Annotated in this window: 12 protein-coding genes, 1 tRNA gene and 1 pseudogene; 3 read left to right on the forward strand and 11 right to left on the reverse strand. The window is 67.5% G+C overall.

Annotation, left to right across the window (positions count from 1 at the left end; genetic code table 11):
• The 11 genes and pseudogenes from ACIQNU_RS36495 to ACIQNU_RS36545 form a co-directional block, all read right to left on the reverse strand.
• Nucleotides 1–206, reverse strand: a pseudogene (locus ACIQNU_RS36495) (DNA-directed RNA polymerase subunit alpha); the annotation flags it as partial.
• Nucleotides 207–698: 492 nt separating this feature from the next.
• A complete protein-coding gene (locus tag ACIQNU_RS36500; RefSeq protein ID WP_401374769.1) occupies nt 699–2120 on the reverse strand; it encodes a hypothetical protein in 1422 nt (473 codons plus the stop codon).
• Between the two features lie 116 nt (nt 2121–2236).
• On the reverse strand, nt 2237–2653 hold the full coding sequence (locus ACIQNU_RS36505) for a PIN domain-containing protein (protein WP_401374772.1): 417 nt from the start codon (nt 2651–2653) through the stop codon (nt 2237–2239).
• The gene (locus ACIQNU_RS36510) at nt 2650–2913 is read right to left on the reverse strand and encodes a CopG family transcriptional regulator (RefSeq protein ID WP_401374775.1); all 264 of its coding nucleotides are present in this window, start codon (nt 2911–2913) and stop codon (nt 2650–2652) included. The genes ACIQNU_RS36505 and ACIQNU_RS36510 overlap by 4 nt, the downstream gene beginning before the upstream one ends.
• A gap of 1489 nt (nt 2914–4402) precedes the next feature.
• On the reverse strand, nt 4403–10000 hold the full coding sequence (locus ACIQNU_RS36515) for a hypothetical protein (RefSeq protein ID WP_401374778.1): 5598 nt from the start codon (nt 9998–10000) through the stop codon (nt 4403–4405).
• On the reverse strand, nt 9997–11652 hold the full coding sequence (locus tag ACIQNU_RS36520; protein ID WP_401374779.1) for a hypothetical protein: 1656 nt from the start codon (nt 11650–11652) through the stop codon (nt 9997–9999). Before ACIQNU_RS36520 ends, ACIQNU_RS36515 begins: the two co-directional genes overlap by 4 nt.
• Nucleotides 11643–15977, reverse strand: coding sequence for a protein kinase (locus ACIQNU_RS36525; protein ID WP_401374781.1), 4335 nt, complete (start codon nt 15975–15977; stop codon nt 11643–11645). The genes ACIQNU_RS36520 and ACIQNU_RS36525 overlap by 10 nt, the downstream gene beginning before the upstream one ends.
• A complete protein-coding gene (locus ACIQNU_RS36530; protein ID WP_401374782.1) occupies nt 15977–17401 on the reverse strand; it encodes a restriction endonuclease subunit S in 1425 nt (474 codons plus the stop codon). The genes ACIQNU_RS36525 and ACIQNU_RS36530 overlap by 1 nt, the downstream gene beginning before the upstream one ends.
• A complete protein-coding gene (locus tag ACIQNU_RS36535; protein ID WP_401374784.1) occupies nt 17398–19548 on the reverse strand; it encodes a restriction endonuclease subunit M in 2151 nt (716 codons plus the stop codon). Before ACIQNU_RS36535 ends, ACIQNU_RS36530 begins: the two co-directional genes overlap by 4 nt.
• Before the next feature lie 171 nt (nt 19549–19719).
• Nucleotides 19720–21846 (reverse strand): AIPR family protein, encoded by a 2127-nt coding sequence (locus tag ACIQNU_RS36540; protein WP_401374786.1) that lies wholly within the window; start codon nt 21844–21846, stop codon nt 19720–19722.
• 743 nt (nt 21847–22589) lie between these two features.
• Nucleotides 22590–22661, reverse strand: a tRNA-Arg gene (locus ACIQNU_RS36545).
• Between the two features lie 266 nt (nt 22662–22927).
• Between ACIQNU_RS36545 and ACIQNU_RS36550 the strand changes: the two genes are divergently transcribed.
• From ACIQNU_RS36550 to lysA, 3 genes are all read left to right on the forward strand, one after another.
• A complete protein-coding gene (locus tag ACIQNU_RS36550) occupies nt 22928–23431 on the forward strand; it encodes a response regulator (RefSeq protein ID WP_401374788.1) in 504 nt (167 codons plus the stop codon).
• Between the two features lie 76 nt (nt 23432–23507).
• Entirely contained in the window at nt 23508–24479 is a 972-nt protein-coding gene (nrtL, locus tag ACIQNU_RS36555) for an ArgS-related anticodon-binding protein NrtL (RefSeq protein ID WP_401375006.1), read from the forward strand.
• A gap of 16 nt (nt 24480–24495) precedes the next feature.
• Nucleotides 24496–25887 carry a diaminopimelate decarboxylase gene (gene lysA, locus ACIQNU_RS36560; RefSeq protein WP_401374791.1) on the forward strand — a complete coding sequence of 464 codons (1392 nt, stop codon included), beginning with the start codon at nt 24496–24498 and terminating at the stop codon, nt 25885–25887.
• The last annotated feature ends 92 nt before the right edge of the window (nt 25888–25979 follow it).

A 25979-nucleotide genomic window follows, 5' to 3' on the forward strand; every position in this document is an offset into this window, starting at 1 on the left:
ACGCCCGGCACGGTCGTGAACTCGTGCAGGACACCGTCGACACGGATGGACGTGACCGCCGCACCCGGGATCGAGGAGAGGAGCGTACGCCGCAGGGAGTTGCCGAGGGTGTAACCGAAGCCCGGCTCCAGCGGCTCGATGACGAACCGGGAGCGGAACTCGTCGACGACTTCTTCGGTCAGGGACGGACGCTGAGCGATCAGCACTTGGTGTTGCCTCCAGTGATGTGGCGCCCGCTATGTGACGCCGTAGACACCACGAAGGGTACGGGCGATACGGACGACACGCCCTCCGCGCATGCCGAACCGCCCGGCCCGACCGGCAAGGAGGCTTCGGCCCCCTCTCCGACCCACCGTCCTCTGACCGCTTCCGTTCCTCGTGTGCTCCGACGCGAAACGCAAAAACTCCCGACCTGTATCTCTGCAGGTCGGGAGTGGTTTTCCGGAGTGCCCCCGGCAGGATTCGAACCTGCGCACACGGCTCCGGAGGACGCGGCAGTCCCAGGCGTTTGTGCAGGTCACGCAACTAACTGACAGTTGGCCAGCCTCGTGGTCCCGCGCATGTCCCTCGAAGATGAAATGCCCTATATGGTGCTAAATGTTCCACTGGTATGCCTTCGGGACGTGCCGCCGCGCCTTCGTTCCTTGGTCGCTGCCTCGCTGCCTCGACGTCCGGTGCGGGAGTGGTGCGGCTGGCTGTCAGCTGTTCGGCGGGTCTTGCTTGTAGGTGTGGTGAAGGTACGTCCGGCGTTTGGCGCCCCGATCGCGTGTACGTGCCTGGCGGGCGCGCACTGACTCTTCGCTGGATTCCGCAGCCACGACAACACTGTGGCCGGCGCCGACACGCCGCTTGACCAAGGCGTGCAGCTGCTCCCTGGTGGTTCCGACGGTTCCGGCGAGCCCGTGCTTGACCAAGTCAATGAACTGGGTTCCAGTGAGGTGACGTTCGACCTGGTCGTATCCGAGGATCCGCGCGGTGCTACCCGCTCGTTTCCCGCGCGTGCAGTCGTCATCGAGCAGGAGTCGGATGTACGAGACAGGCAGATACATGCCTGGGGCCAGCCCTTGAACCGGATGCCTGTCAGCGCTCTGCGGCCAATAGGCAAGTTTCACAAAGCACGGGTCATTTCCGAGACGCCATTCGCTCGGCTGTGCCGGAGGAGTGCTCAGCTTGGCTGTTTCTTCGAGGCGGTCGAGTTGGCTTCTCAGACGTGCGTCCACGTAGATCGAGCGAGTGTCCGGATCGAGTCGCTTGTACTGGACGAAAACGAAGCTCTTGGTCGGCTCGTGGTAGTAGAGCATGTCAGTGCCGAGGCGCGATTCCACAGGCGTGGCATTGACATTGACGACCTCAAGCCGCCGTCCTGATGCATCGTGGAGTACGTGAATGTCGCAGCGGACCGTGTTGCCCTGCTGCCATTCGCTGAACATTCCGAACGCCTCGCCCGCGACGCGGACGTCGTAGTCGATGAGGCTGTGCTCCACGGGCTGCGGAATGAGTCCGGCGGTGTACGGGGCGTCTTCTGACGGCGGACGCTGCCAAGCGGCAAGTGCGGAGAGCGGGAAGTCCGCGATGCGCAGCAGGCTACCTGTCGCGTCGCGCTGCTCTTGCCATGACCGGTCGGCAGGGCTGTTTCCGAAGACAGGCGGGTGGGCTTGGGCTATCAGCCAGTCAAGAAGAGGGCCAAGCCTGGGCCACCCCGCGCGGAGCGCGCTCTCCAACGATTGCCATACAGCGTCGCCGCATGCACCGACAGTTCCCAGGAGTGAAGCGCGTTCGAACTCTTGTCGCAGAGGCGCGGACATGCCGCTGAGTATGCCGTCGGGACCGTCGATCGGAACGGTCTCCAGGCACTCGCGGAGTGGATCGACGGTAATGCTCTTGTCGACGGCCCCCACGGTGCCGTGACGAGCCACGATACCTATCCACGCGAGCCAACGTGACCGGTCGCGGCCGGACTGGGCGGGGGCCTCACCAATCAAGAGCACGATGGGCAGTCCGTCGAGAGCTGCGTCGATATTCAGGCTCTTGGGGCGGGACTTGGTCAGGCGCTGCTCAATTCTGAACTTGTCCTGGTTGGCGTCGAGTTCGTTCGAGCTCAGAGTCACTATAAAGGCCACGCTCGGACCTTATCCCGGTGGCTACGGCCATGGTTCAGATCGGAATGACTTCGCGGTTGGCGGCCCTGTGGTGGGGAGCGGCGAAGGGGATTGGCACCGCAGGCGAGAGCTGATGCTTAGATCTTGATGACGGTGATGCGAGAGCCGCACAGGGCGGTCAGATCCTCGGGGTCTGAGGTGAGAACCGTCGCCGGACCGGGGGCGGCGAGGGCGGTGGCGCCGAGCATGGCGTCGATGGCGTACTTGTGGCCGTGCAGCCCGGCGTCGGCGAGGAGGGCGGCTGCGTGGCGGGCGATGGGCTCGGTTACCGGTTCGATGACGAGGCGGGAGAGGGTCCACTTCAGGGCCGGGCGGTTGATCCGGGGGTGGACCACTTCCACGAGGGTTGCCGCGGAAGTGATCACCCGCAGGTCGTCGGCGCGGGCGAGGGCGAGCCAGCCGGTGACGGTGCGGTCGCGAAGGACGGCCTTGGCCAGCCCTTCGCTGTCGAGGACCAGGGTGCCGCCGGGGGTGGCGGCAGAGGAGCGGGTCACGCGGCGTTCGCCCCGCCTTGAGTTTGCTGCTGGCGGGCCTGGTGGAGCTGGTCGCGTAGGGCCTGGATCTCTTCGTCGGTGATGGGCCCGTGCTCCGCCTCGGCGACCTGGATGAGCTCGTTGAGACTGTCCCGCTCGATCTGGCGCGCGACGGCGGCGGCGACATAGGCAGACAGGCCTGAGGGGCCGCTGCGGGCCTTGGCGGCTTCGGCGATGTCGCGAGGCATGGTGATCGAGTACTTGCCGGTAGGGTCACTCATGCTACCCATCCTACCTCTGATCATCCCTGCGTCGAGTGGGGCTGGCGCAGGGAACTGTCGCGTCGCTCGTTGCGGATGGCTCCCTCCTTGTCTGGGGTCCGCAGAGGGGACCGCAGCGCCGTCGCCGCCGCCGGGGCTTGATGGGGGCATCCAGGACGTTCATCTGAACAGAAAGGCGGTGGACGTCACGAGGAACTCGAAATCTCAGGCGCGCGGCGTCCCCGGGAGGAGGCGCGGCCGAAGGACCTCGGCCGGCCTACGCTCCGGGGGTGCTACGGACGTCAGGGCGCTGGCCGATGACCTTGGTGCCGTGCTCCTCCGCGTTGCTCGGCAAGGCTCTGAGGAAAGGCCGCCTGCGAGGACCAGCCATGGTTCGCCGCGAGGGCGCGCGGCCGGGGTCAGCTGGTACGCCTTTGCTCTGGAGTACGTGGAGATGAGGTGGCCCCTGATTGCGGCGAAGACCCGGGACGAGATCAATGACGCACTGTGTGCGATCACCCAGGCGATGCTCCGCGATGTGCGGGGTCATCCGAGCGATGAGCTGCTGCGACGGGCAATGCGAGGCTGGGCGTTCGTCGTCCCGCGGCCGGAGCCGCGTGAGATGCCGGCCGATGTCCGGTTGGCTCTGCGCTGGGTGGCCGGAGCCTCACGCCCGCCGGCAGATCTGATGGATTCGGCCGTGATGCGGTCCGTGCTGACAGCCCTGCGGCTCAAGCAGGATGGCGCGGTCGCGGCGGCCGAGACGCAGCGGCACAAGCACAAGGTCATGGTCAACGCCGTGCGGCACGCCGTCGAACAGCACAGGTTGCCCGCCGACCCGCTTGCTCCCATCAAGTGGAGCGTGGCTGAGACTGCTGACCAAGTCGACCCGCGGGTGGTCGCCAACCCGAGCCAGGCGCGTTCCCTGCTGTGCGCGGTCTCCTACGTCGGCGGTTACCGGCGGGCACGTGGACGGCGGTTAGTCGGGCTGTTCGCCGGGATGTACTACGCCGGGCTGCGCCCCGCCGAAGCGGTCGGGGTGTCTCTGCCCAATTGCGTGCTGCCCAAGGAGGGCTGGGGCCAGGTGACTGTGCACCGCACACTGCCGCAGGCGGGCATGCGGTGGACCGACACGGGAAGAGCCCACGACGAACGCGGTCTCAAGGGCCGTCCAGCCGACGACACCCGACCTTTACCTCTGCCGCCAGAACTGGTGGCCTCTGGCGAGAGAGCATCGACACCTTCGGCACCGCGGACGACGGGCGGCTGTGCTTCAACGAGCGTGGCGGCATCGTCGGATCCAGTACCTACGACCGTGCCTGACACGAGGCCCGTGAAATCGGACTCCCACCGGAACTGGTGTGCTCGCTGCTCGCAGCCCGCCCGTACGATCTGCGCCACTCGGCACTGTCCACCTGGCTCAACGCCGGCGTCGACCCGACCGAGGTGGCCGAGCGCGCCGGTAACAGCGTCGAGGCTAACCGTGTCTGGGCGTGAGTTGCCGTATGTCTTAGCCGGATGCCGTTTTCGTGTCTCCGCCGTGCTGCGTTACCCGGGGACGGCACCGGATGCGTACAGCGCCGTAGGTGAAGGCCGGGTCGGTCGCCTTGCTTGACCAGATGTACGCCTCGCCCGGACGGAGTTGAGCGAGTTTCTCGGCTGTGAGGCCGGACAGGGCGGAATTCGCTTTCTGTAGGTGCTTGAGCCAGGCCGGGGAGGTGAATTTGTGGAGGATGACGTGGTTGGAGAGCTCAATCAGCTGTACTGGTACGGATGGCGGGTCCTGGCTCGCGACCAGGATGCTCATACCCTTGTGACGCATTTCGCGGACGGACTCGACCAGGCCGACCACGAGGTCGGGACTGTCAATGTACTTATGAGCTTCGTCGAAGACGACCAGCTTGCTGAAACGGCGATCGCCGTCGTGGGCATCGGCGAATAGCTGCATCAGGACGACGAACAGGCCGAGGGCGTCGTCCTTTTCGATGAGATCGTCGCGCAGGTCGACGATGATGAGGCGGCCGGGACGGATCAGACTGGTGAGCCGGACGTTGTCGTCGATGTACTCCGCGGCCAGGTCGAGGCGGTCCTCGGCGAGGTCCTTGATGTGGTCCGGCATCCGGGAGTCGGCCAGTTCCTGGCGGATCGTGTCGAGGGTCAGGTTGTTACGGTGTTTACGGATGGCCTTGGCGATTTGCTTGATGTACGTGGATCGGTTCCCTACAGCGCCGAGCAAGAACTTCCAGTGCTCAGCCTTGAGTTCGGCGGAGGAGAATGACAGGGGGTGCACTTCGATCCCCGGGTATTGCGCGCGGCGTTCGTCGACCTGGGCCTCCGGCGCGAGGAGGAGGACGTCGGTCAGGGCTCGCGGCTCGGCGCCGTAGCGTTCTTTGAGGGCGGCGATCTGAGCGCTGTCGTCGTTGGGGTGCACCATAGAGGTGAACTCGGGCGCGTAGTCCTGGGCCTTGCTGTAGTGGAAGACCACCGTGGCCAGCGGGTGCGGCAGGACGTTGACGGGTGGGGCCGGGAGCGAGGCCGCTTCGATGATGGTCCCGAGGGTGTAGCTCTTGCCGCCGCCCTGGACGCCGAAAAGGCTGATCGTATGGGTCTCGTTGAGGTCGAGGGAGACGGTGCGGCCGGCGACTTCCCCCAGAACGCCGTGCTGGGGTGAGGGACGAGTGACACCGAGGTAGATGTCTGGCTTGGTGCCGGGGGCGGTCGGACCAGGGGGCGGGGCGGCGGGGCTCGGGGCGTCCAGGGTCAGGGTGTCATGGATGGTCTGCGGGTCGCCTGTAGCGGTCTCGGAGGATGGTGCGTCGGACGGAGTCGGCTCCGTAGCAACTGGCAGTGGGGGCAGGTCGGATTTCCTTTCTTCGCTGCCAGACTGATCAGGTGCTGGCTGCGGTGCTGCTGAAGCCTCTTCCGCACGTGACTCCGGTACCTCCTCCGGCACCGCCCTCGGCGGCTCCGCCACCACAGCGCTGTCCGCGCGGAAGGCTGCCTCTGCGAGACGCGGGACCGAGAGCGGGAGCAGGGCCAGAGTCGGCGCGGTCGCGGCACCGTTCGGCGTCGGAGTGTCTTCGTCGTTCGCCACTGGCTCGGCGTCCTCCCGCAGATCCGTCACACCTGGTCGCACTGTCGGGATCGCCTCGACGAGTTCGGTGATGAGGTCTTGGCCGATGCGGTGGAACTCCACCTCGCCGTCGGTTTCCTGGTCGGTGCCAGTACGGGCGAGGTCGAAGATCAGGCCGCTCCGGGTGAAGCGGAGTTGGTAGCCGTCGTCGAGGCTGTCCAGTAGGTGATGGGCTGCTGTGCGGGTGGTCTGGTTCAGGGTGCCGTGGCGCGTCGCGCGCTCCAGGTAGAAGCGGAGCATGGAGGCGAGGGTGAGGTTCTTGACGGGGCGGTCGACACGGTCGGGGGTGGTGAGGTCCGGGTCGAAGGACTCGGCGAGTACGGTCTGGCTGCGTTCCAGCTGCTGGGCGACCTTGGTCTTGAGCCGTTGGTAGGCGCCGACGTCGTCGAGCGCGGTGTAGCACTTCACCTCGACGAGACGGCAGGTGATGGTCAGCTGCCGTGCGTCGAGTTGGAACAGCGCGAGGTCGCTGCGCTGGAAGGAAAGAGCGTCGCCGAACTCGCGAGCTTGGCGGCGGGCCTCGGCGTACAGCTCGGGGTGGGCGTCGAGGGGCACGACGATCTGGTTGTGCAGGACGTCCTGGTAGTCCAGGTAGAGGCGGGCCAGGGAGAGGCCGAGGACCTCGGTGCGCTGGTTGGGTGCGGTGGACGCGAGCTTGAAGGCCAGGTTGCCCGACAACAGCCGGAGCTGGTCGAAGAACGTGTTGAGGTGGCGTTCTTCGACGGTGAGTCCGTGCTGTTCGGCTGTCGGGCGGAGGAGGGTGCGCAGCTCGTCGACCGAGTTGGAGCTGACCATGATCTGGTGCCCGAGTCCGCTGCCCTGGGCGGGCGCGTAGTCGATGACGTACTCGGGCCTGCCATGTCGGCCGGCGTTGTCGAAGTACTCCAGGCCCAGTGTGCGGTCGATGGTGACGACCCAGTCGCCGGACTGGTGTGCCTGGTAAAGGAGATCGCGGGCATCGGTGTCGAGCGACAAGACTGTGCACGGGACATTGCGCAGTGCCTGGCCGGCGGTGGCTACGCAGGCCGCGGCAGTGGCGAGCAAGGCGGGGAGGCGGCCCATCAGCGTGGTGAGGTCTTCGGCGTCCTCTATGGCGAGGGCTGTGCCATGGCGTGGGGCGGTGCGCCAGACAATCTGCTGGTCGTTGTCCTCGTAGGCGGAGGCGGTTGCCTGCACCAGGCCGTGGACGGGCGCGTGAGTGATGTCCTGGCGCGCGGTGGAGGCATGTTGTTCGCCGCCGAAAGCATCGATGAGGATGGTGAGATGGGCGTCGAACTCCGTCGGCTGCCGGGTGAACTCGTGCACCGAGCGTACGGAGTGGACGAGCTTGGCGACCCGGGCAGGGCCAGTGGTATGGAGGAAGGCTTCGGCCTCGGCGGAGGAGATCTGGCTCTGGGCGCTTTGCAACTCCATCAGGGCGGCGCCGGTCTCGGGAGCCTCGGGGTCGATGACGCATAGACGGATGTCGTAGGTGAGGTCGTGGGTCGCCCCGCGGCGCTGCAGTTCGAGGAGGGCGTCGGCAACGATCTCGGCCCGGCCCGCGTTGACAACGTTCATCACGAGGGTGCTGACGTACGGGTGCAGGCGGACGTAACGCTCGATGCGGTCGGCCAGAGCCATCCCGGACAGCGCGCCGACGCCGTTCGTGGTGGCGCCGGCGTTCTCGGGAGGGAGGTTCAGGACCGTGGCGAGCCGGCCGATCACCCCGCGGGGGTCGGCGGTCTCGCTCGGCAGATACGCGCCCCAGTACGGGGTGAGATTGTCGGCCGCGGCCATCAATCGTCCGTCCTGACGCGGGACGGCGAATGGGAAGCCGAGTGGTGCCAGGGAAGCCAGCAACGAGTCCCGTACGGGTAGGACTGCCTTCTTGTCCCCGGAGGTGAGGCGGCTCGCCCAGTCCAGGCCGAGCGCCGACCAGGTGGCCAGCCACAGTGCCCGCAGCGGGTGGGTGGGGGCGACGAGAAGGACGGTGTCTCGTCGGCCCGTTCCGTCGGTGAGCGTCGCAGCCACGCAGTCGATCTGCTGGACGCGGGCGAGCGCCTCCAGGGCGCCGCCCCGACTGGTGTCGGTGGACTTTTCGATCTGGAGCGCAGCTGCGTCGACAAGCTCGGCGTACGCCTCCGCGTACGCGGCGAGTTCGTCGCGCACCTGCTCGAAGTCGACCGCCTCGCTGACCAGGAGTTCGGCGGTTTCGACGGCGTCCGCGGTATCGCCTGTGATCGCGGTGAAATAAGTCCGCCGGGCGGCGACGAACGTGTCGTACGCCTCGGCTGCCCGGCTGCCAAGGGCGTGCCCGAGGTCTCCGCCGTCGCCGTCGGGCAGCTGGGCGGTGCCGTCCGGGTGCAGGAGCAGTCGGCGCAGACTGGTGTCGTCGGGGTTAGCGAGAAGATGCTGCTGGGCCTGGACGAGCACCGGGGACAGCCGGATTTCGCCGCTGCCCGCGGCGTGAATTTTCGCACTGAGGGTGCGGTGCGGGCTCCGGGCGCTGAACGCCTTCCAGCGGATGTCTGTGGCGGTGACCTGGGCTGGGTCCTCTCCAGCGGCGAGTGCGTCCAGCTGGAGAGAGCGCAGGGCCTGGGTGAGGCCGGGGAAGCGTCCCGCGCTGCGCTCCGGCGGTTCCTCGGCCTCGGCGTTGGGGACGACGTAGAAGCGCTCGCTCTCTCCGCCGGGCAGATCGTGGGCGCCAGGGGCGACGTGGAGTAGCTCGTCCTCCGCATCCAGGGGGACGACGCGGATGTAGTGCCATCCCTCCTCCCAGTCGATTTTGTTGAGGCGGCTCAGTGCCTTCTTGTACTCGGGCTTGGCCGTCTTCCCCTTGCTGAGATGGGAGGCCCTGCCGATCGGGCCACCGTTCTCGGAGACGATCTCCACGCGGAATCGCTCCAGCCCTTCCACCTTGCGTGGGTCGGGCCGCACGGCGAAGCGCACGGTGATGTCGCGGACACCCTTCTCGCCGGTGAGGAGGTACGGCTGGCCCGCCATGGAGGCCAGTGCCGGGTAGTCCGTCAGGTGCTGGGAGTTGTCGCCTGCTGAAGGCAGACCGAGTTCGCGAACGTCGATGGAGACGGTGGCACGGTGTCGCTCATCGATGCGCCAGTTGCCGAAAGACAGGCCCCAGTTCTCCCGGTCGACGACAATACGGCGAGTCCAAGTGTTGGGCTCTTCCAGGCCACAGCGGGTGGCGAAGGTGGCGAGACGGGTCGCGAAGTCGCTGTCGCTCAAGCCGAGATCCAGGACGCGTTGCCGTTCGGAGCGTGGCGAGTCGGTGAGCTTCTGCACCAGACCGTGGTTCTTGCCGAGTCGGTCCCGTACCTGGGCGGGGTCGGCGAACAGATCGAAATCCGGTACGAGGCCGAAGTGGTAGACCGCCGCCCCGGCGACCTGGTCACGGTAGCCGTTGATCTGGAGGGTGAGGAGGTACTGAGCGACGGCGCGGTCGCCTGCTCGCCGTCCGTCCGGGCGGGTGCGGACGGCAGCCAGCAGTTCGTCAACGGCGGGACGCAGCCGCTGCGGCACCTGGTCGAGGAGATGATCGGCGAGATGGACGTATGCGTCACCGAGCGGAACTTCCTCGAACGTCGCGATACCGAAGGAGTCCTCGGCGCTGACACGGATGCCGGGCGGCACGAAGACCAGGAGCGGGCCGGGCAGCACGCCTTCACCCTCACTGCGGTTTCGTAGTTCGACCAGCTTGGTGCTGCTGACGCCCACGTCATGCAGTGATCTGTCCGGGGCGAGGTCCTCGGCGGCGCAGAGCAGGCAGACCATGGCATCGGGGGCGATTGCACCACGCAGCCGGCGCACCAGGGAGGCGGCGAGTTCGGGGTCGACTTCGGTGACACGCATGCAATGCCCTGCGCTGCGCTCGCCGATGAGCTTGGCCAATCGGGGCACGAGAACGCCTTCGAGGGCCTCGCGCAGGTCCTTCGCGGTGGCCTCGGCCAGGCCCGTCGTGCCGGTCGGGGTGCTGGTCATCGGGCGCTGGCCCCCGTTCGTGCGGCGGTGCCGATGGCATACCTGGGGGTGATGGTCTGCGTCAGGTAGGCGTCGGACATGTCCTGGTAGTAGCCGATCTCACGTAGGCGGTTGAGAAAGGCGGCGGAGTTGGCGCGCAGCGCCGCCTGGTCGTCGAGGTGGGCGCCGGCGAAGCCGTCGCCGTCGGGGAGGCGGTCGATATAGAGCCCATACCGGGAGCGCAGCAGGGCGAGAAACGTGTCCACCCGCATCGGGGCGGTGGCCAGATCACCGCTGCCGTCGGCGCTCTCGCGTAGCAATGACACCTGGAGGAGGACTTCGAGGAGACGCCCGTCCAGAATGAACCGACGCGCGGAGTCCGCACCGCCACCGCGCGGTTGGGCCAGGAGAGCGCCAGGACGGTGCTTCAACAACATGGAGTCGAGGCACTTCACGAACTGGCTCCGGTAGTAACGGCCGCGATAGTGCATGAGCATTTCGGTGTACTCGTCGAACGGGTCGAGTCCGAGCTGGATAATCTGCTTGAGTTCGGGTGGGAGGTCCTCCTCCTCATCCCGTACCCGGTTGACGCGTTGGAGGAAGAAGGCGTCGCGGTCCTTGCGGCGCTTCTTGTCCAGGAGCCGCAGTGCCTCTTCAGGGGTGAAGTAGTTCCGGCCGGCAGGCCGGCTCAGCGTTCCGGCTTTGGCCAGGAACTCGGCGAAGTCATCAAGCTTCTTCACCTGGTAGGTCGCCTGGATGAAACGGGGGACACGCCGGTACCAGATGTCCGCGCTGTGCTCGGCGAGGACGGCGGGCGAGGTGCCGGGGGTCCCGTCCGCGTCGAGGAAGAGGCGCACTTGGTACCGGCAGCGGTCCGCCGCGGCCTGCGAGCTGTGTCCCTTGCGGCAGGCGTCCGGCACCGTGCCGGTTGTGACGGTCGCGGGCAGCAACTTCATCATCCGCAGGTGGTACAGCGCCAGGTGGAAGGCGAACAGTGTCTTGAGGTAGTCCACCAGTACGGTGCGCGGCATGTGGTCCTGGTGGTACAGGAGCCGCATGACGTCCTGGCAGAGCAGTTGTGCCGGTTCGGCGCACAGCGGCGGATAGGGAGTGCGGGGCTTGCTCGTGTCCGCCTGGTCCCGCATCCTCCCGCCCGCCAGCTTGACCAGGTGCAACAGTGCCTGCGTCTCCACGTCGGTGTCCGGGCCAGGGCTGATGGCGCCGGTGGCCCGGTCGACGTCGGAGAAGAAGAACTCGCGCAGTCCCTTCAGGGCGCCCTCGTCCGCACGGAGCATCTCGTACAGCTGCTCGTCGGCCCCGTACGGGCGGGATTTGCGGCTGTTGCGGAATCGGTAGGTGAAGCCGTGCAGCGGCCTGGGAGCAGCCACGGCTTCATCGGCCCGGCCGCGATTGACCATGTCCATGAGATGGGTGACGGTCCAGCGGGTGGTGGTCTCCCGGTCGAAGCCGTCGAACACCTCGGGGTGCTCCAGGAACAGCTTGACGAACACATCGACGTCGAGCATCGCTGTACGGCTGATCTTGCTGGGCATGCCTTGGTGCCACAGCCGCGCAAGCAGCGCGGTGAGCACCCGGTCCATGTCCAGGGGCTTGTAGTCGATCCGGCTGACACCGGGGTGGTGGAATGTGCCGAGAGATCCCGTCAGCGCCATGCCGTCTCCTCCGCCCCGTCGGTGTGTTGGTCGTCGTCCAGGTCGCGGGCCGTGTCTCGCGAGGCGGCTGTCAGGTCTTCCATGTGCAGGACACCGTCCTCGGAGCGGTGGACGCGGCGTAGATCGTGTCCGTGGGTGGTGAGGAGCACTTCCTGGTAGGGGACAGCGGCGAGCCGGTTCTTGAACACGGCCAAGGCGAGCTGTTGACCCTGGAGGTCGGCCACCGAGGGCCGGTATCCCTGCCCGAACCGCTGCAACAGCTCGAACAGGTCGAGCCGGATGTCGAGCTCCGCGGTCCCACTCTGTCGGCCTGCGGGGTCCTGGTAGGCCAGACGCAGCGCCGTGCGACCGGATTCGATGTAGCCGGAGGCAGCCGGGGCCCCAGGCTCCAGGCGGAATCCTTCGGCGGGGAAGCGGCGGTAACTACGGACGAGACCGCCCGACACCTCGCGGACCTGCAGTGCCAGCGCCCTCCCGATTCGGTCTGGAGCGGTCAGACCTTCTCCCCGGTTGAGGGCGCGCAGCACCATGTCGCGTGCTTCATCGATGGAGGCATCGGTGTCCAACAGCTCCATGAAGTGCAGCACCGAAGGGTAGGGCAGCATCCGCTGTGCCCGCTCTTCATCGTGGAGTTCGAAATAGAGCAGACGACGTGCCGCGTCGAGGTAGCGGCGGTGGTTGGCTGCCTGGCCCGCGTGGCCTCGACCGTTGAGGTTCGACCGGCCGAGTTCGGCGAACTGCTGCGCCAGCAGCACTCGATCCCGAGTTCCACGCCCGTCCACAGTGACCAGGGCACCGTCCTCCAGCAGCCCGGCATAGTCGAGGCGGCGGTCGAGGCGCGGCTGCGGCACGGCGGCGACGTCGGCCTCCCGCAGCAGGGACAGCAGCCGGTCGCGCTCCCTCGGGCTGCCGTCATCGGCCGGGGGAGCGCCCTGGTGCGCGGTGAAGTAGAAGCTGTCCAGGACAGCTTGGGCGTCACCGGCCGTGTGCAGCTGGTGGATCTCCGCGCAGTCGCGGCCCGAGGTGAGGGTGAAAGCCAGCGCCGAGCGCAGATCGCGCAGTGTGATGTGCAACTTGCCGCGCAGTTGTGTCAGTTCGTAGATGCGGCGCAGCCGCCGCATCGCCTGTGGACCGGCGGAGGGATGCTGGAAGGTCTGCGCGTTGTGCCGGGCATAGCAGGTGGCCGCCAGGTCGCAGGTCGCGCAGTCCTCCCAGAACCGCTCGTGCGTCATCCGCGTGAGCATCCGCTCCAACAGCGACTCACCGTCCAGCGGAACGCCGTCCGTGCCTGCCGGGCGGGCCGCCACGTCACGGGCGTTCAGGTTGACGACGGCGACCGTCTGCCCCGTTTCCCGCCCGGCCAGGCCCAGGTTGACGAGTTTGGTGAGGTACGGATAGCGGTCATGATGGTGGCTCAGGAAGTCGATCAGCCGTCCCTCGTTGACTGCGATCAGCCGCGTCTCACCCTCGGTGCCGTCCCAGCCGGACTCGTCCTCTCCGGCGAATGGCGCGAAGAACTCCTCCAGGACGTCGTCCCCGCCGACCTCGCCTTCGTCCTGGCTGCCGTCGTGGTTGGTGCGGAACCGGCGGCCGTCCAACGTGAAGTCGTTGCCGTTGGGCCGCCGGGGCCCGAAGTCGGCACCCAGCTTCCCGGCCTGGCGCTCGAAGCTCTCCAGGAACGCGGTCTTTCCGTCGCCCGCGTTCCCGGTGACGACGACGAGCGCATGCTTGCCCTGCCGCAGCGCGGGGACGAGTTCGCGGTCCAGGGCGGTCTCGACGTAGACGGACATGGCGTGCGAGTCGAGGCCCCGTGTGCCGCGGTTGCTGCGCCGGCTCTGGCTGTACAGGGTCTGCAGGTGGGCGACGAACGGGTTGGTGTTGGCTTCGGGGACGGACAGTTTGGCGGGGCCATCGCTGGATAGCGGGGAGGGCGGCAATTCCTGGCGCTCGGGCGTAGGAGCGGGTGGCGGGACATCCCGTGCCGACTCCAACGTCTGGAGCGCCCGGAGCAGTTCCTCGGCCGTGGTGAACCGCTCGCCGCGGCTCGGGGAGATCGATCGGAGCAGGATCTCGGCGAAACCGGGGGCGAGATCGCTGAAGCCGCTGTACGCGACTCGGGGGTCGGTCGGCGCGACACCGGGTAGCGGTGAGTTCGCGTCCCACGGGTACTGCCCACCGGTCAATGCCTCGTACAGCGTGACCCCGAGCCCGAACAGGTCACGGTCGACGTATCCGGTGGCGTTGGCCGGCACCTGGTCCAGGTCGGGCGGGCTGTAGCGGGCGCTGGTGTAGGTGTGGCCCTCGGAGGAATCCGCGGTTTTGGCGATCCCGAAGTCGAGCAACTTGACGCCGTCGTCGGTCCACAGCAGATTGCTCGGCTTGATGTCGCAGTGCCACACCCCGAGGTCGTGGATGTGCCGTAGCCCGCGCGCGGTGTCGACGGCCAATCGCAGCACGTCCGCCGCGCCCATCCGTCCGCCGCGGATCACCTCGGCGACGTCCTTGCCGTCAACGAACTCGAAGACCAGGTACGGGTACGGGTCCGGGGCGGGCAGCCGGTCCGCGTCCACCATGGACACTACGTTGGGGTGCGGTGCGCTTTGCAGCCGCTGCAGCACATCAGCTTCGCGCTTGAGCCGTTCAAGGACGGAGTCACGGTCCCTGAGGACCAGCTTCACCGCCCGGTCGATGCTCCTGATGGTGTCGTACACCCGGTAGGCCACGCCGAAACCGCCGGGTCGGCCCAGCCGGTGGCGTACCAGGTACTTGGTGCCGAGCTGGAAATCGGCGGGTAGGTTCTTGAAGAAGTCCGCCCCGCGCGCTGCGTCCGGTCCGCCGGGCTGTTCGGCCGCGGGCTGCTGCGCCGGTCGCACGGCCGAGGAGCCGATCCGCTTGGCCGGGGTCCGGCGCGCGCCCATCGCCAGGTCCAGTCGGCGCAAGGCTTCCAGGGCGCTCGGCCGTGCGCCGGGATCCGTCGCGCACAGTGTCCGCAGCCAGTGCGCCAGCTCTCCCCGGACGCCGGCGCTGTCCAGCCCTTCGGCCGGCAGCCGGCCGCCCGCCCCTGCCTGTTCGGTCACCGAACCGAACGGCAGCTCTCCGGTGAGCAGCTGATAGCCGATGACACCGACCGCGTACACGTCCGATGCCATCCCCATGGCGGCGGGGTCGGCGTGACACTCGGGAGCAAGGTACGCCGGGTCGGCGACCTGCCGCGCCTCCTTCAGCACTGTGTGCCCGCGCTGCTGTGCGGTCTTGGCGTACTCGAAGCCGGTCAGCATCGCCCGGCCGTCCTGCGAGATCAAAATCGTCGACGGGTTCAGCTCGCGGTGCGCGATCCGCCGGCTGTGGGCGTGTGCGAGCCCCTGGAGGACATGCCGGATGGTGCGCAGCTTGGCGTCGGCGGTTAGCGGGTCGGCGGCCCCGGTCAGGTGCAGCTTCATCGCATGCCCGGGGACGTCGTCGAAGACGGTGACGTACACTCCTCGGTCCTCGTCGGCGAAGAAGTCCCGCACCCCGACGATGTTCGGATGCGCGGGCAGTTTGCCCAACGCCTCGTAGGCGATTCCGATCCGCTTCTGCTGTCGCAGTCGCTCGGCCTCTGGCGCGTAGGGATCGGCCTGACGGACCTGGAGCCGGACCGTGCCCGAGCCCTGCACGGCCAAGGCGTTCTTCGCCCGGTACTCGTCCAGGACGTCGGCGCCCTCGGCGTACTGCGATTCGCTGAGCCGGTCGATCACCTCCCAACTGCCGAACCTCAACTGCTGCGACGGGGCGCGCGAGGTGCCTCGCACCGTGTCCACGATCGCTTTGTGGTGCGCGGAGATGTCCGTGGCGAACCGCCCGGACGACACGGGCACCCGGGTGGGGTCCGCCAGCCGCCCGATCAGGTCGGGCAGGGCGACCGTCGCATTCGCGTCACGCTGTGCGGGCGTGTTGTCCAGCAGGACCGCGTCCGGGGCCGGGAGGACCACCAGGGCGTCGGTCCAGAGCCGGGACAGCGGCAGATGTGCGGTCTCCAGGATCGTCTTGAGCTGCTTGGCGTGGCTCTGCAGTTTGGGCACGGGGCTGCGGAACGGGGCCCGCCGCGCCGGATACCAGCGGCTGCCGTCGACGTCGATGCGGCCTCGGGTGCCCTTGACGTCGATGACGTACACCGCGTGCCCGGTGACCACGACGAGGTCAACCTCGAACAGGCGGTTCCCGTACGGGATTTCGACGGAGTGCAAGACCGTCCAGTCCTCCGGCGCGTGATCTCGCAGGTGCGCGATCACGCGTCGCTCGGCATCGTTGACGGCCTCCCCAACAGCAACGATCCTGGCACCCATCAGCCAGCGGCCTCCTCGACGGCGGTGGTGAGCAGCGCGAGTGCCTTGTCTTCCAGAACGTCGGCGCGGTCGCGGCATTGGTAGGCGGAGCGGACGGTGGCGGCGATGCGGGTGCGGTCGGCGGGGGGTGCGATCGGGACCGGGACCTCTGCGCGCAAGGATTCGTGGATGTCCTGCTGCTTGCCGCCGACGCTGAGTGATCGCAGGACTCGGAACGCGGCCTCGGAACGGAAGAAGGCGAAGAGGTAGGCGCCGGAGACGTCGGGGGTGCCGCTGACGACGCGGAGGAAGTGCTGCGTGTACGCGTAGTTCAGCCACTCACCAGTGACGAAGATCGGCCGACAGAACACCTCGTTCTCACCGAGAGTTCCTTGTGCTGCGATCATGACGGTCTCATCTTCTGCGAAGATGCCGCGCGGTGCGTGGGCAGGACTGATCCATCGCCCCTCGGGACGCAGCCAGAACCCCTGCCTCTGGCCCACGAGCTGGACGCCGTGCTCCGGATCGCTGTCGACCCGTTTGAATCGGACTCCCGACCCCAGGTGACCGCCCGAGCAGATATCCCCGAGCTTTCGGCAAGGCACCGACCCTAGCTTCTCGATCAACTGCCGGGCTCTGGGCGCGAAGTTCAATGCCCGCAGCGAGGTCGCCCCCACACTCGGGACCTCGAACCCGAGATCCCGTTCCTGCTGATGCCAGCGCAGCTTGTTCAGTTCGGACAGCCCATTGCTGTCGAAGAAGTCCTTCGTCGCGGCAACGAGCTCAGCCTGGTGCCGAGCACGTAGCGTCGCGCTCTCCTCCACCAATGCATGGATCTTCGACTCCACCTGCTCCTCGAAGCGCGGCACCGGAAGGCTGGCGATGTGGTGCGGTTCGATGTGCTTGACGGCCGAGCCGTACACCGACCCGCGAACGAGTGCCTCGCCGAACCGGCTGAGTAGGAAGGCGACGAGATATCCCGATTTGATCTTCTTCAGGTCGGGCTGGACCTTGAGTGTGTCCTGGGATGACCAGATGCCGTCCATGTCAGGTCGGACGTATGCCCGCCTGCCGGCGTTGAACCCTGAGCATGAGATCAGGGTCATACCCGCCTTGAGCTCCAGGTACGACAGCGCCGCCGAGTGGGCGTCGGCTTTCCGTAGCCGGGGCAGCCCTGTCAGGTCGGCGGCCATCATGTCCTTCGTCCCGAGGAACGGCACGCTGTGCTCGGGGTCGGTGAGATATACCCGGCGGAACATGGGGCCGTTGAAGATCCCCCCGTTGTGCCCGGTCGTCAGGCTCGCCAACGGCACCGTCTCCGGTAGCCCTTCCAGCAGCTTCTTCACCTTCAGCGCGCCTGAAACGTACGGTGAGGCGTCGAGCCGGAGCCCCTGGTCCCGGAACCAGGCAGACGTCACCGGGTTCGACAGGCTGGCGATCTTCACGCGCTCGCCTCCGTGCCCTTGCGCGGGTCGGCGCCCGGCTCCGGGTACTTGGTCCGGAACTCCCGGTACTTCTCCGCGATCACTGGCAGGTCGTTGTCGATGACCGGCTTGCTGCGGCGCAGTGGCCGGACGACCTGCTTGCCGCGGATACGCAGCCGCTCCTGCTCGACCGAGGTTTCCACCACGATCTTCCCGTCGGGCTCACGCTTGTAGAGGTCGTTCCCGCGACGGTCGAAGCCGACCTTCTCGGCGACTGCCATGAAGACCGGGTACTCCTTCTCGGTCCCGAGCCGGTGGTTGCGGACCTCCTGGTCGGTCTTGCGCTTGAGGAAGAGGAGCGTGGTGAGGATGTTGACGTTGGCGTCGACGACGAACGTCTCCACCGGGAGCTCGATACTGCCGAGGACCCAGCAGTGCTCCAGGATGTAACGACGGATCGCTTCGTCGGACGGGCCCGGGTTCGACAGGATGCCGTTGGGCAGGACGATGCCGATGCGGCCACTGGGCTTGACCCACTCAATGGCGCGCTGGATGAACAGCTGCTCGGGAGCCATGCTGCCCGGCTTGCTGATCAGGCTCTCCTCGATCTCGCCGGTCTCCTTGTTGCGGCCCCAGGACTTGGCGATGCCGTCACGGAAGGAGCCCAGGACCGACTCGTCGCTGACCGGGATGTCCGCCCCGAAGGGCGGGTTGGTCAGCAGGACGTGCACCTTCTTGCCCAGCGGGATCTTCTCCTTCGCCTTCTCGACGCCCGGAAGATGTCCGCGCGGGAAGCCGAGAGAGTCCATGTGGAAGACGTTCCCGGTGGTCTCCGCGAGCGTCATGATCGCCATGGTGGTGGCACGGACCAGGAAGGGGTCGAAGTCCGCACCCATCAGATGCTTGTCCGCGTACTCCTTGAGCCGGTCCCGATAGCGCTCCCGCTCCTCGTCGGTGTCCGGGAAACCGAAGGTGCCGGCCTGCTTCTTCCAGGTGTCGTGCAGGTGCTTGAGCGTGGCCTGGAGGAAGCCGCCGGTGCCGCAGGTCGGGTCGAGGACGGTCTCGTCCTCCTGCGGGTCGAGGATCTCGACCATCAGATTGACCGCCCCGCGCGGGGTGAAGTACTGGCCCCGATCGCCGCGCAGATTGGTGCCGACGAGCTCCTGGTAGGCGATGCCCTTGGCGTCGACGTCGGTGCCGCTGAGGTCGTACGGAGCGATCTCGCTGACAATGAAGGCGAGCGCCCGGTCGGAGAGGGTGATCTCGTCGGTGGGCTTGAAGACGTCCTTGTACTCGCGTTTGACGTCCTCGAAGAGCTCCCGGACGCGGGCGCTGATCGCCGCCCGGCCGTCCGCCTCGAACATTTCCTTCAGGCCGGTGCGGAAGCGGCCGTGGCCGGTGCCCCGGCTGACTCGTTCGTCGTACATCTTGGAGAAGAGCAGGTAGAGGAACTGCCAGAAGGCGGCGTCCTTCGGCATGCCCTCGTTGCCGTGGATGTAGTTGTGGCAGCGGCGGAAAGCGGTCTTGAGGCGTTCAGGTTCGGCTCGGCGCAGTCGCTGGTGTGAAGCGACGGTACGGCTGCCGGTGGTCCCGTCGGCGACGGCCCAGTCACTTCGGTCCTCAAAGTCTGCGCCGAAGTCGCTGACCACCTTCTTGAGGAAGAAGAAGTCGACTCCGTCTGTCCACATGCCGTCCACGCACAGAGGGCGGTCCTCGTTGCCCATCAGCTCTTGGAGGGCTTCGAGGTCATCCCGCGCCTGGCCGGGCTCCCGCAGCTTGACGACGTTCTTGCCCTTGCCTTTGGGCTCGGGCTTGCAGATCACGACGCGGCAGAGGTTGGCGGTGGTATGCGGGGCGCCGGAATCGAAGACCGCGATGTCGGCCGACTTGGTCCGCTTCCGCTTGGCCCCCTCTTCACTTACCGTGACACGGAAGTCGCGTGCCATGTCGGCGGGGTCGATCCCATGCTCGTGGACGAGGGCGCGGGCGATCCGCTGCCGGACCTTCTCCTTCTCGGTCTCCTTGATCGCCTCACCAGTGATGTAGTCGACGATCTGCCCCTCTTCCAGGGCCGTGACCTGGGGCTGGGTCTCTTCCGCTGTCGCCGCCCGACCGACACCGTCCTCGGGCTGCCGCGGGATGTCCAGGTCCAAGGTCAGTTCCTCCATCGGCGTGCTGCTTCTTCCCTGTGCTCAGTGGTGCGTGCGATGCCCGCCGCCTGGGGCCGTGGGGTGGTCCGGAGGCTCTGTCGCGCGAGCGCGTCGACCCTACCGGCAAGCACCGACAATCGCCGGATCCCGGTGGTCGGTGGTCGGTGGCCGTCCGCCGACCTTCGCTCGTCACTGCTCCGTCGGGCCGGTGTCGGTATCGGTGCCCTCGCTCTGCCGTACCTCGTACGCCAGCTCTTCGAGTGAGCCCTGGTTGGGCACGAACCACCGGATCGTGCCCTGCGTCGAGGTGTCCACCCCTGATGCCTCGACGCGCATCTTCCGGGCCAGGCCGCTGGGTGAGTACCACTTTCCGTCCGCGGCCCAGCGCAGAGTGTTCCTGGTGCCGCTCTCGTTGGACCAGGTCGCGCGGGTGCGGTCCGGGTTCGCGGCGAGCCAGTCCGTCATCTCCCGCCGCTCCGGCCGCGAGAAGGGGCGGAACTCCAGCTCCGTGCCCTCAGGGATGCGGCCGGCCGTGAGGAGGGTGGCGACGGCGTTGACCTGCCGCCCGCGCTGCTCGCTTCCGGCGACCTGATAGTCCTCCTGGAGGGCGGGAGCGGTCGTGCCGGAGTCGAGGCCGCGCAGGGCGGCGCGCACCACCCGCTGCATACGTTCCGCGTTGCGGACCGCGGCGATGATGTGACTGCTCTTGCCGTACTCGTCGTCGATCGCGCGCAGTACCCAAGAGAATGTGTCCTGCACCAGCTGTGGCACCTTGGCGAGCTCGCCCGTCCAGTTGAAGTCCGGGCTCCCGATGGCAGTGGTACTCAGACGCCGGAAGACGATGTGAGTGACGAGGAGATCGCCGTGCGAGGCGGCGGCATCGGCGCGCCAGAGCAGGCCGTCGCGGAGCGCCTGGAGCTCCGCGCGGACCGCGCGGAGCAGTTCGACCGAGCGCCAGACCCGGTACACGTTTGGTGTGGTCCCGAAGAGCTGGTCGTAGACGCTGTCCTCCCACAGCCCCGCGAGGTTCTGGTCACGCTTGGCCACCGCCGCGAGCTGGGCGTTGGGGTGGACAGCAGCCAGGGCCTCGGCAGCCTCCGTCATGGAGCAGCCGTGCTGAGGGTCCGGGAGACGCTCGCCGCGCTTGATGACATAGCTGCGGTGCAACAACAGAGCGAAGTCGTCGCGGAGTTGGATCTGCCCCTGATCGAGGGACTTGAAGTCGCGCTCCTCGATGGGGTTCTGCGTGTTCGTGGTGGTGGTGACCTGGTCCCCGAAGCCCTCCGGGCAGTCCTCCAGCGAGATCAGCCGCACCGTGACCCGGCCGATCTGCGCGGCGTCGGGGTCCTTGACGAAGGCCCGGTGCAGGGCGCTTACGGTCTGCGCGCCGTTGACCACGCTGATGCCGGTCAGCTTGAAGTCGCCGACCTTTCCGGGGACGGCCCGCCCGACCGGCTTGATCGTCTCGCAGAGCATGGTGATGCCGTTGCTGAAGTACCAGAAGTGCTCGGGCTGTTCCAGCAGCGTGTTCTGGATCTTGATGTTGACTTCGGTCAGGTCGAGAGAGCCGCGGATGTTGCGGGCGAAGAGCCCTCGCCTGTGTTCGCCGTACAGGTCCGCGAGGTCCGGGACGGTCATGGTGCCGTAGAGCGCCTTGTACGGGGTTGACTCCTGCGCGAAGCCATCGAGCCTGACCGTGGCATCGATCTTCGGTGTCGCCGCGTCACCGAGAATCGCCCGGTGGAAGTCACGAAGATCGAGAACCTTGTAGTCGACGATCTCGTCGACCTCGTTCTGCGCCGCGACCTTCTCCTCAAGGAGCTCCCGTACCTTGGGGTCGAGAGGCGCGGTCCGCATCAGCGCCAGGACGATGGTCACCTTCGGCAGACCCAGGTCGAACGCCTGCTGGAGATCTGGCACGAGAGGCTGGAAGCGGCTGTTGAACTTCGTGTAGGCCCGGTCGAAGAGCAGGTCAAGGCCGCGGAACAGCTTGTGCACCGCCTCCTCATTGAACCCGCCCTTGCCGGTATCGCTCCACTTGGCCTGCACCAGACAGATGCGTGGCTGCGGAGCGCTGAGCTCCACCGAAATCGCGTCCACACCGCGGTCGTCCGCGCCGTCGAAGACGCACGCGGCGGCGGCCCGCGGGCCGACCTGGTGCTCGTTCTGCACGGCGAGGGCCGCGATCCCACGACTGAGGAACGCCTGCCGACGATTGTGCTCGGACGTCGATTTCGGTAGGTCTGACAGATTCAGCAGTCCGGCGTACCGCTCGTCGATGGCGTTGCGGACGTACTCGATGTGCAGCTTGCTCATGGCCTGCCTTTGCCCCCGGAACTCACTGGTGGAAGGAGGGTATAAGGCGAAGATTGGCCCCGCAGGGCTCTCCCTCGACTTTCTGCCAGCAGGAAGTGGTTCCGTGGCAAACCCGTAGGGTGCGCGGCCTGGAGGTGGCGGCGGCTGCCCGCGCGGCCCCTCATCCGCGAGGCTGTGCCTGCGTGCGCACTCTCCCGGCTACTGCGGCCACCCCTGGAGATCGCTGCCAAGTGCTCACCTACGAAGCTGCGTGTGTAGTTGGTGAAGTCGCCGTGCACGGTCGGCAGTACGCTCCGGTGATGGCGGGGGCGCACTGAAGTCTGGGACGTTGTCTCGGCGGTCGGTGGTGCTTCTGTTTTCTACGGTCAGTGGGCTTGGTCAGGCTTTTTGTTGGCGTCCGGGTTGGTGGAGGGCCTTCGCGAGACCGTGCCGAATCCGATCCGGGAAAGTGCAACGGCCTGCGTCTCCATGTGCCTTCTGGCTGTCCCGCTTGGTAAACATGCAGGTCCAAAGCGGCCTCCCGCGGGTGGGGGATTCACCTTGCGGCTTTCTGGCCCACGTATGTCCCGCAGGAGTCGATTTTGCGGGATCGGACAATTGGGATTCCGTCTGCCCGGCCATGGATATCCCCTGATCAGGGTTGTGGGGGAGTCGAGTGGTCACGGCCACGTAGCCGTATGCGTTTTGGCATGCGCAAAAAGACCCTGACCGGCGTCTCCGCTGGTCAGGGCCTTGATTTCCGGTGCCCCCGGCAGGATTCGAACCTGCGCACACGGCTCCGGAGGCCGTTGCTCTATCCCCTGAGCTACGGGGGCGTGTCGTTCGCGGCTGGCGCGGCGACGGGTTGAAGACTACCAGCTCTTCGGGGGTCCTCATGAACAGGTATTTGGCGGGTCCCGGAGCAGGTGGGCGGCGCTCAGGGGTGGGGGATCCGCGACCTGTTGCCGGCGTGCGGTGCGTCGGCTCCGGCGCCTCCTGTTCACCTTCTCGGCCCCGCCGCTTCACCCCCTCCGTCCCGCCACGCGGACTCGCCCGCCCACCCGCACCCCACGCCGCTTCGCATCCCCCGCACGGGTCAGAAGTGGGGAAAACCCGGACGCGGTCGCCGGTGCGGACCTACTCTCAAGTTGTGCCAGGCGCGACCGGTCGGGTGCTTGTTGTGGACGACAACAAGGTCATCCGGCAGCTGATCAGGGTCAATCTCGAACTAGAGGGCTTCGAGGTCGTGACCGCGGCCGATGGTGCCGAAGCCCTTGAGGTCGTTCACCAGGTCCGGCCCGATGTCGTCACACTCGACGTCGTGATGCCCCGCCTCGACGGGCTGCGTACGTCCGCGCGTCTGCGCTCCGATCCCCGTACGCGGCATCTGCCGCTGATGATCGTCAGCGCCTGCACCCAGTACGAGGTCGAGAGCGGCCTCGATGTCGGGGTCGACGCCTTCCTCGCCAAACCCTTCGAGCCCGGCGAACTCATCGGCATCGTCCGGCAGTTGATGGAGCACGGGCGCGCGTACGGCGCCGCCGACCCCGCAACCGGAACCGACGCCGGCGCCGATGAGACCCCCGAGCGCGCCGGGCGACCCTGACAGCCGTACGCCCAGGCCCGCCCCGAAACCCGTTACCGCCCCCACCCCCTTCCTCGCCTACGCTTGTCCCGTGACCGTGACCCCCGTCGACCTCTCCCGCACCGTGTGCCAAGCCGTGCGCCGTGCCGTGGACGGGGGGGAGCTGGCCGTGGCCGTGCCCGTGCGGGTTCTGGTGGAGCGGACGCGGCCCGGGGGGCGCGGGGACTACGCGACCAATGTCGCCCTTCAGCTCGCCCGTCCCGCCGGCCGACCCGCCCGTCAGGTCGCCGAGATCCTCCGGCACCGGCTCATCGGCACCCCGGGACTCGCCGGCGTCGACATCACCGGCCCCGGATTCCTCAATCTCACCCTCGACCCCACCGCCACCACCGGCCTCGTCGCCGAGATCCTGCGGCAGGGCACGCGGTACGGGTACGGGGACACCCTCGACGGTCAGGCCGGCGGCGGTCAGGTCGGCGCGCTGCCCGCCCCGCACCCGCACGGAACCCGTGCCCAAGTCATCGCCGACGCCCTGAGCAGGATCATCGCCAGCCAGAGCGGCCAGAGCGGCAGCCTCCACGAACTCCCCGGTGACGGAGACGGCGACGGCGACGAGGTCCTCCTCTGGTCCCTGCTCCACCCCGCACCGCACGACCGCCCCCACCCCCTCGCGGACCTCCTCGTGCAGCGGGAGAGCAACCCCCTCTTCCGCGTCCGGTACGCCCACTCCCGTACCCGCGCCCTCACCCGCGAAGCCGCACGCCTCGGTTTCACCAGCACTCCGGACAGCACCGAGCCCGCCGGTAGCGGCCTTCTCCAGGTCCTTGCCGAGTACCCCCTCGTCCTTCAGGCCGCCGCCCGGCATCACTCACCCGACCGCCTCGCCCGGCACCTCGTCCTGGTCGCCGACGCGTTTCTGCGGTTCCACGCCGAGGTGTCCGTGCTGCCCGTCGGGGACGAGAAACCCCTGGCCGCCCACCGTGCCCGGCTCGCGCTCGCCGAAGCCGCCGGGGCGGTGCTCGCCGGTGGCCTCGATCTGCTCGGCATGCACGCACCCGAACATCTCTGAGAGAGCGCACGACGACATGAGCCGATCCGCACACCCCGCCGGGCCCCGTCACGGGGACGTCCTGCCGGAAGGGCACTACAGCGCCCCGCCCGCCGATCTCAACGCACTCGACCCCAAGGTCTGGGCGCAGACCGTACGCCGTGGTGCCGACGGTGTCGTCACCGTCGGCGGGGTCCCGGTCACCCGGCTCGCCGAGGAGTTCGGGACACCCGCCTACTTCATGGACGAGCAGGACTTCCGCGCGCGGGCGCGGGCCTGGCGTACCGCCTTCGGCACCGGCGCCGACGTCTTCTACGCCGGGAAGGCCTTCCTCAGCCGCGCCGTCGTGCGGTGGCTGGAGGAGGAAGGGCTCAATCTCGATGTGTGCTCCGGGGGAGAACTCGTCACGGCCCTCGGTGCCGGAATGCCCGCCGAGCGCATTGCCTTTCATGGGAACAACAAGTCGTCCGAGGAAATCGAGCGTGCCGTTTCCAGTGGCGTCGGGCGGATCGTGCTCGATTCCTTTCAGGAAATCGTGCGGGTCGCGCACATCGCCGAACGGCTCGGTAAGCGGCAGCGCGTACAGATCCGGGTGACCGTCGGCGTCGAGGCGCACACGCACGAGTTCATCGCCACCGCCCACGAGGACCAGAAGTTCGGGATCGCGCTGGCCGGCGGACAGGCCGCCGAGGCCGTGCGGCGCGCCCTCAAACTCGACGGACTCGACGTCGTCGGCATCCACTCGCACATCGGCTCGCAGATCTTCGACATGGCCGGCTTCGAGGTGGCGGCCCGGCGCGTGGTCGGACTGCTCGCCCGGATCCGCGACGAACACGGCGTGGAACTCTCCGAGATCGACCTCGGCGGCGGCCTCGGTATCGCGTACACCTCGGACGACGACCCCCGCGACCCGCACGAGATCGCCAAGGCGCTCGGCGAGATCGTGGGGAGGGAGTGCGAGGCCGCCGGGTTGCGGACGCCACGGATTTCCGTGGAGCCGGGGCGGGCTGTTGTGGGTCCGACTGCTTTCACCCTCTACGAGGTCGGGACGATCAAGCCTCTGGACGGGCTGCGGACCTATGTGTCCGTCGACGGGGGGATGTCGGACAACATCCGGACGGCGTTGTACGACGCCGAGTACAGCGTCTCCCTCGTCTCCCGCGCGTCCGACGCCGAACCCATGCTCGTCCGCGTCGTCGGCAAGCACTGCGAGAGCGGCGACATCGTCGTACGGGACGCCTTCCTGCCCGCCGATCTGGCGCCCGGCGACCTCATCGCCGTACCCGCGACCGGTGCCTACTGCCGGTCCATGGCGAGCAACTACAACCACGCGCTCCGCCCGCCCGTCGTCGCCGTGCGCGACGGCGCGGCGCGTGTGATCGTGCGGCGGGAGACGGAGGAAGATCTCCTGCGCCTCGATGTCGGATAAATGAAATAGATATCTCAGGATCCGGACGGGGGATAGAAACTCCCGTCCGGTGAGTGAGACTGGTCCCACCGTAGAAGTACGAGAAGTGAGGT

Origin of the sequence: Streptomyces sp. NPDC091292 (genome assembly GCF_044757265.1) — a bacterium.
Classification (GTDB): domain Bacteria; phylum Actinomycetota; class Actinomycetes; order Streptomycetales; family Streptomycetaceae; genus Streptomyces.

Excerpts from the sequence above, each read along its gene's own strand:
- ACIQNU_RS36525 (WP_401374781.1), bottom strand. The coding sequence starts at position 15,977 with ATGGGTGCCAGGATCGTTGCTGTTGGGGAGGCCGTCAACGATGCCGAG.
- lysA (WP_401374791.1), top strand. The coding sequence starts at position 24,496 with ATGAGCCGATCCGCACACCCCGCCGGGCCCCGTCACGGGGACGTCCTG.
- ACIQNU_RS36535 (WP_401374784.1), bottom strand. The coding sequence starts at position 19,548 with ATGGAGGAACTGACCTTGGACCTGGACATCCCGCGGCAGCCCGAGGAC.
- ACIQNU_RS36520 (WP_401374779.1), bottom strand. The coding sequence starts at position 11,652 with ATGGCGCTGACGGGATCTCTCGGCACATTCCACCACCCCGGTGTCAGC.
- ACIQNU_RS36510 (WP_401374775.1), bottom strand. The coding sequence starts at position 2,913 with ATGAGTGACCCTACCGGCAAGTACTCGATCACCATGCCTCGCGACATC.
- ACIQNU_RS36540 (WP_401374786.1), bottom strand. The coding sequence starts at position 21,846 with ATGAGCAAGCTGCACATCGAGTACGTCCGCAACGCCATCGACGAGCGG.
- ACIQNU_RS36515 (WP_401374778.1), bottom strand. The coding sequence starts at position 10,000 with ATGACCAGCACCCCGACCGGCACGACGGGCCTGGCCGAGGCCACCGCG.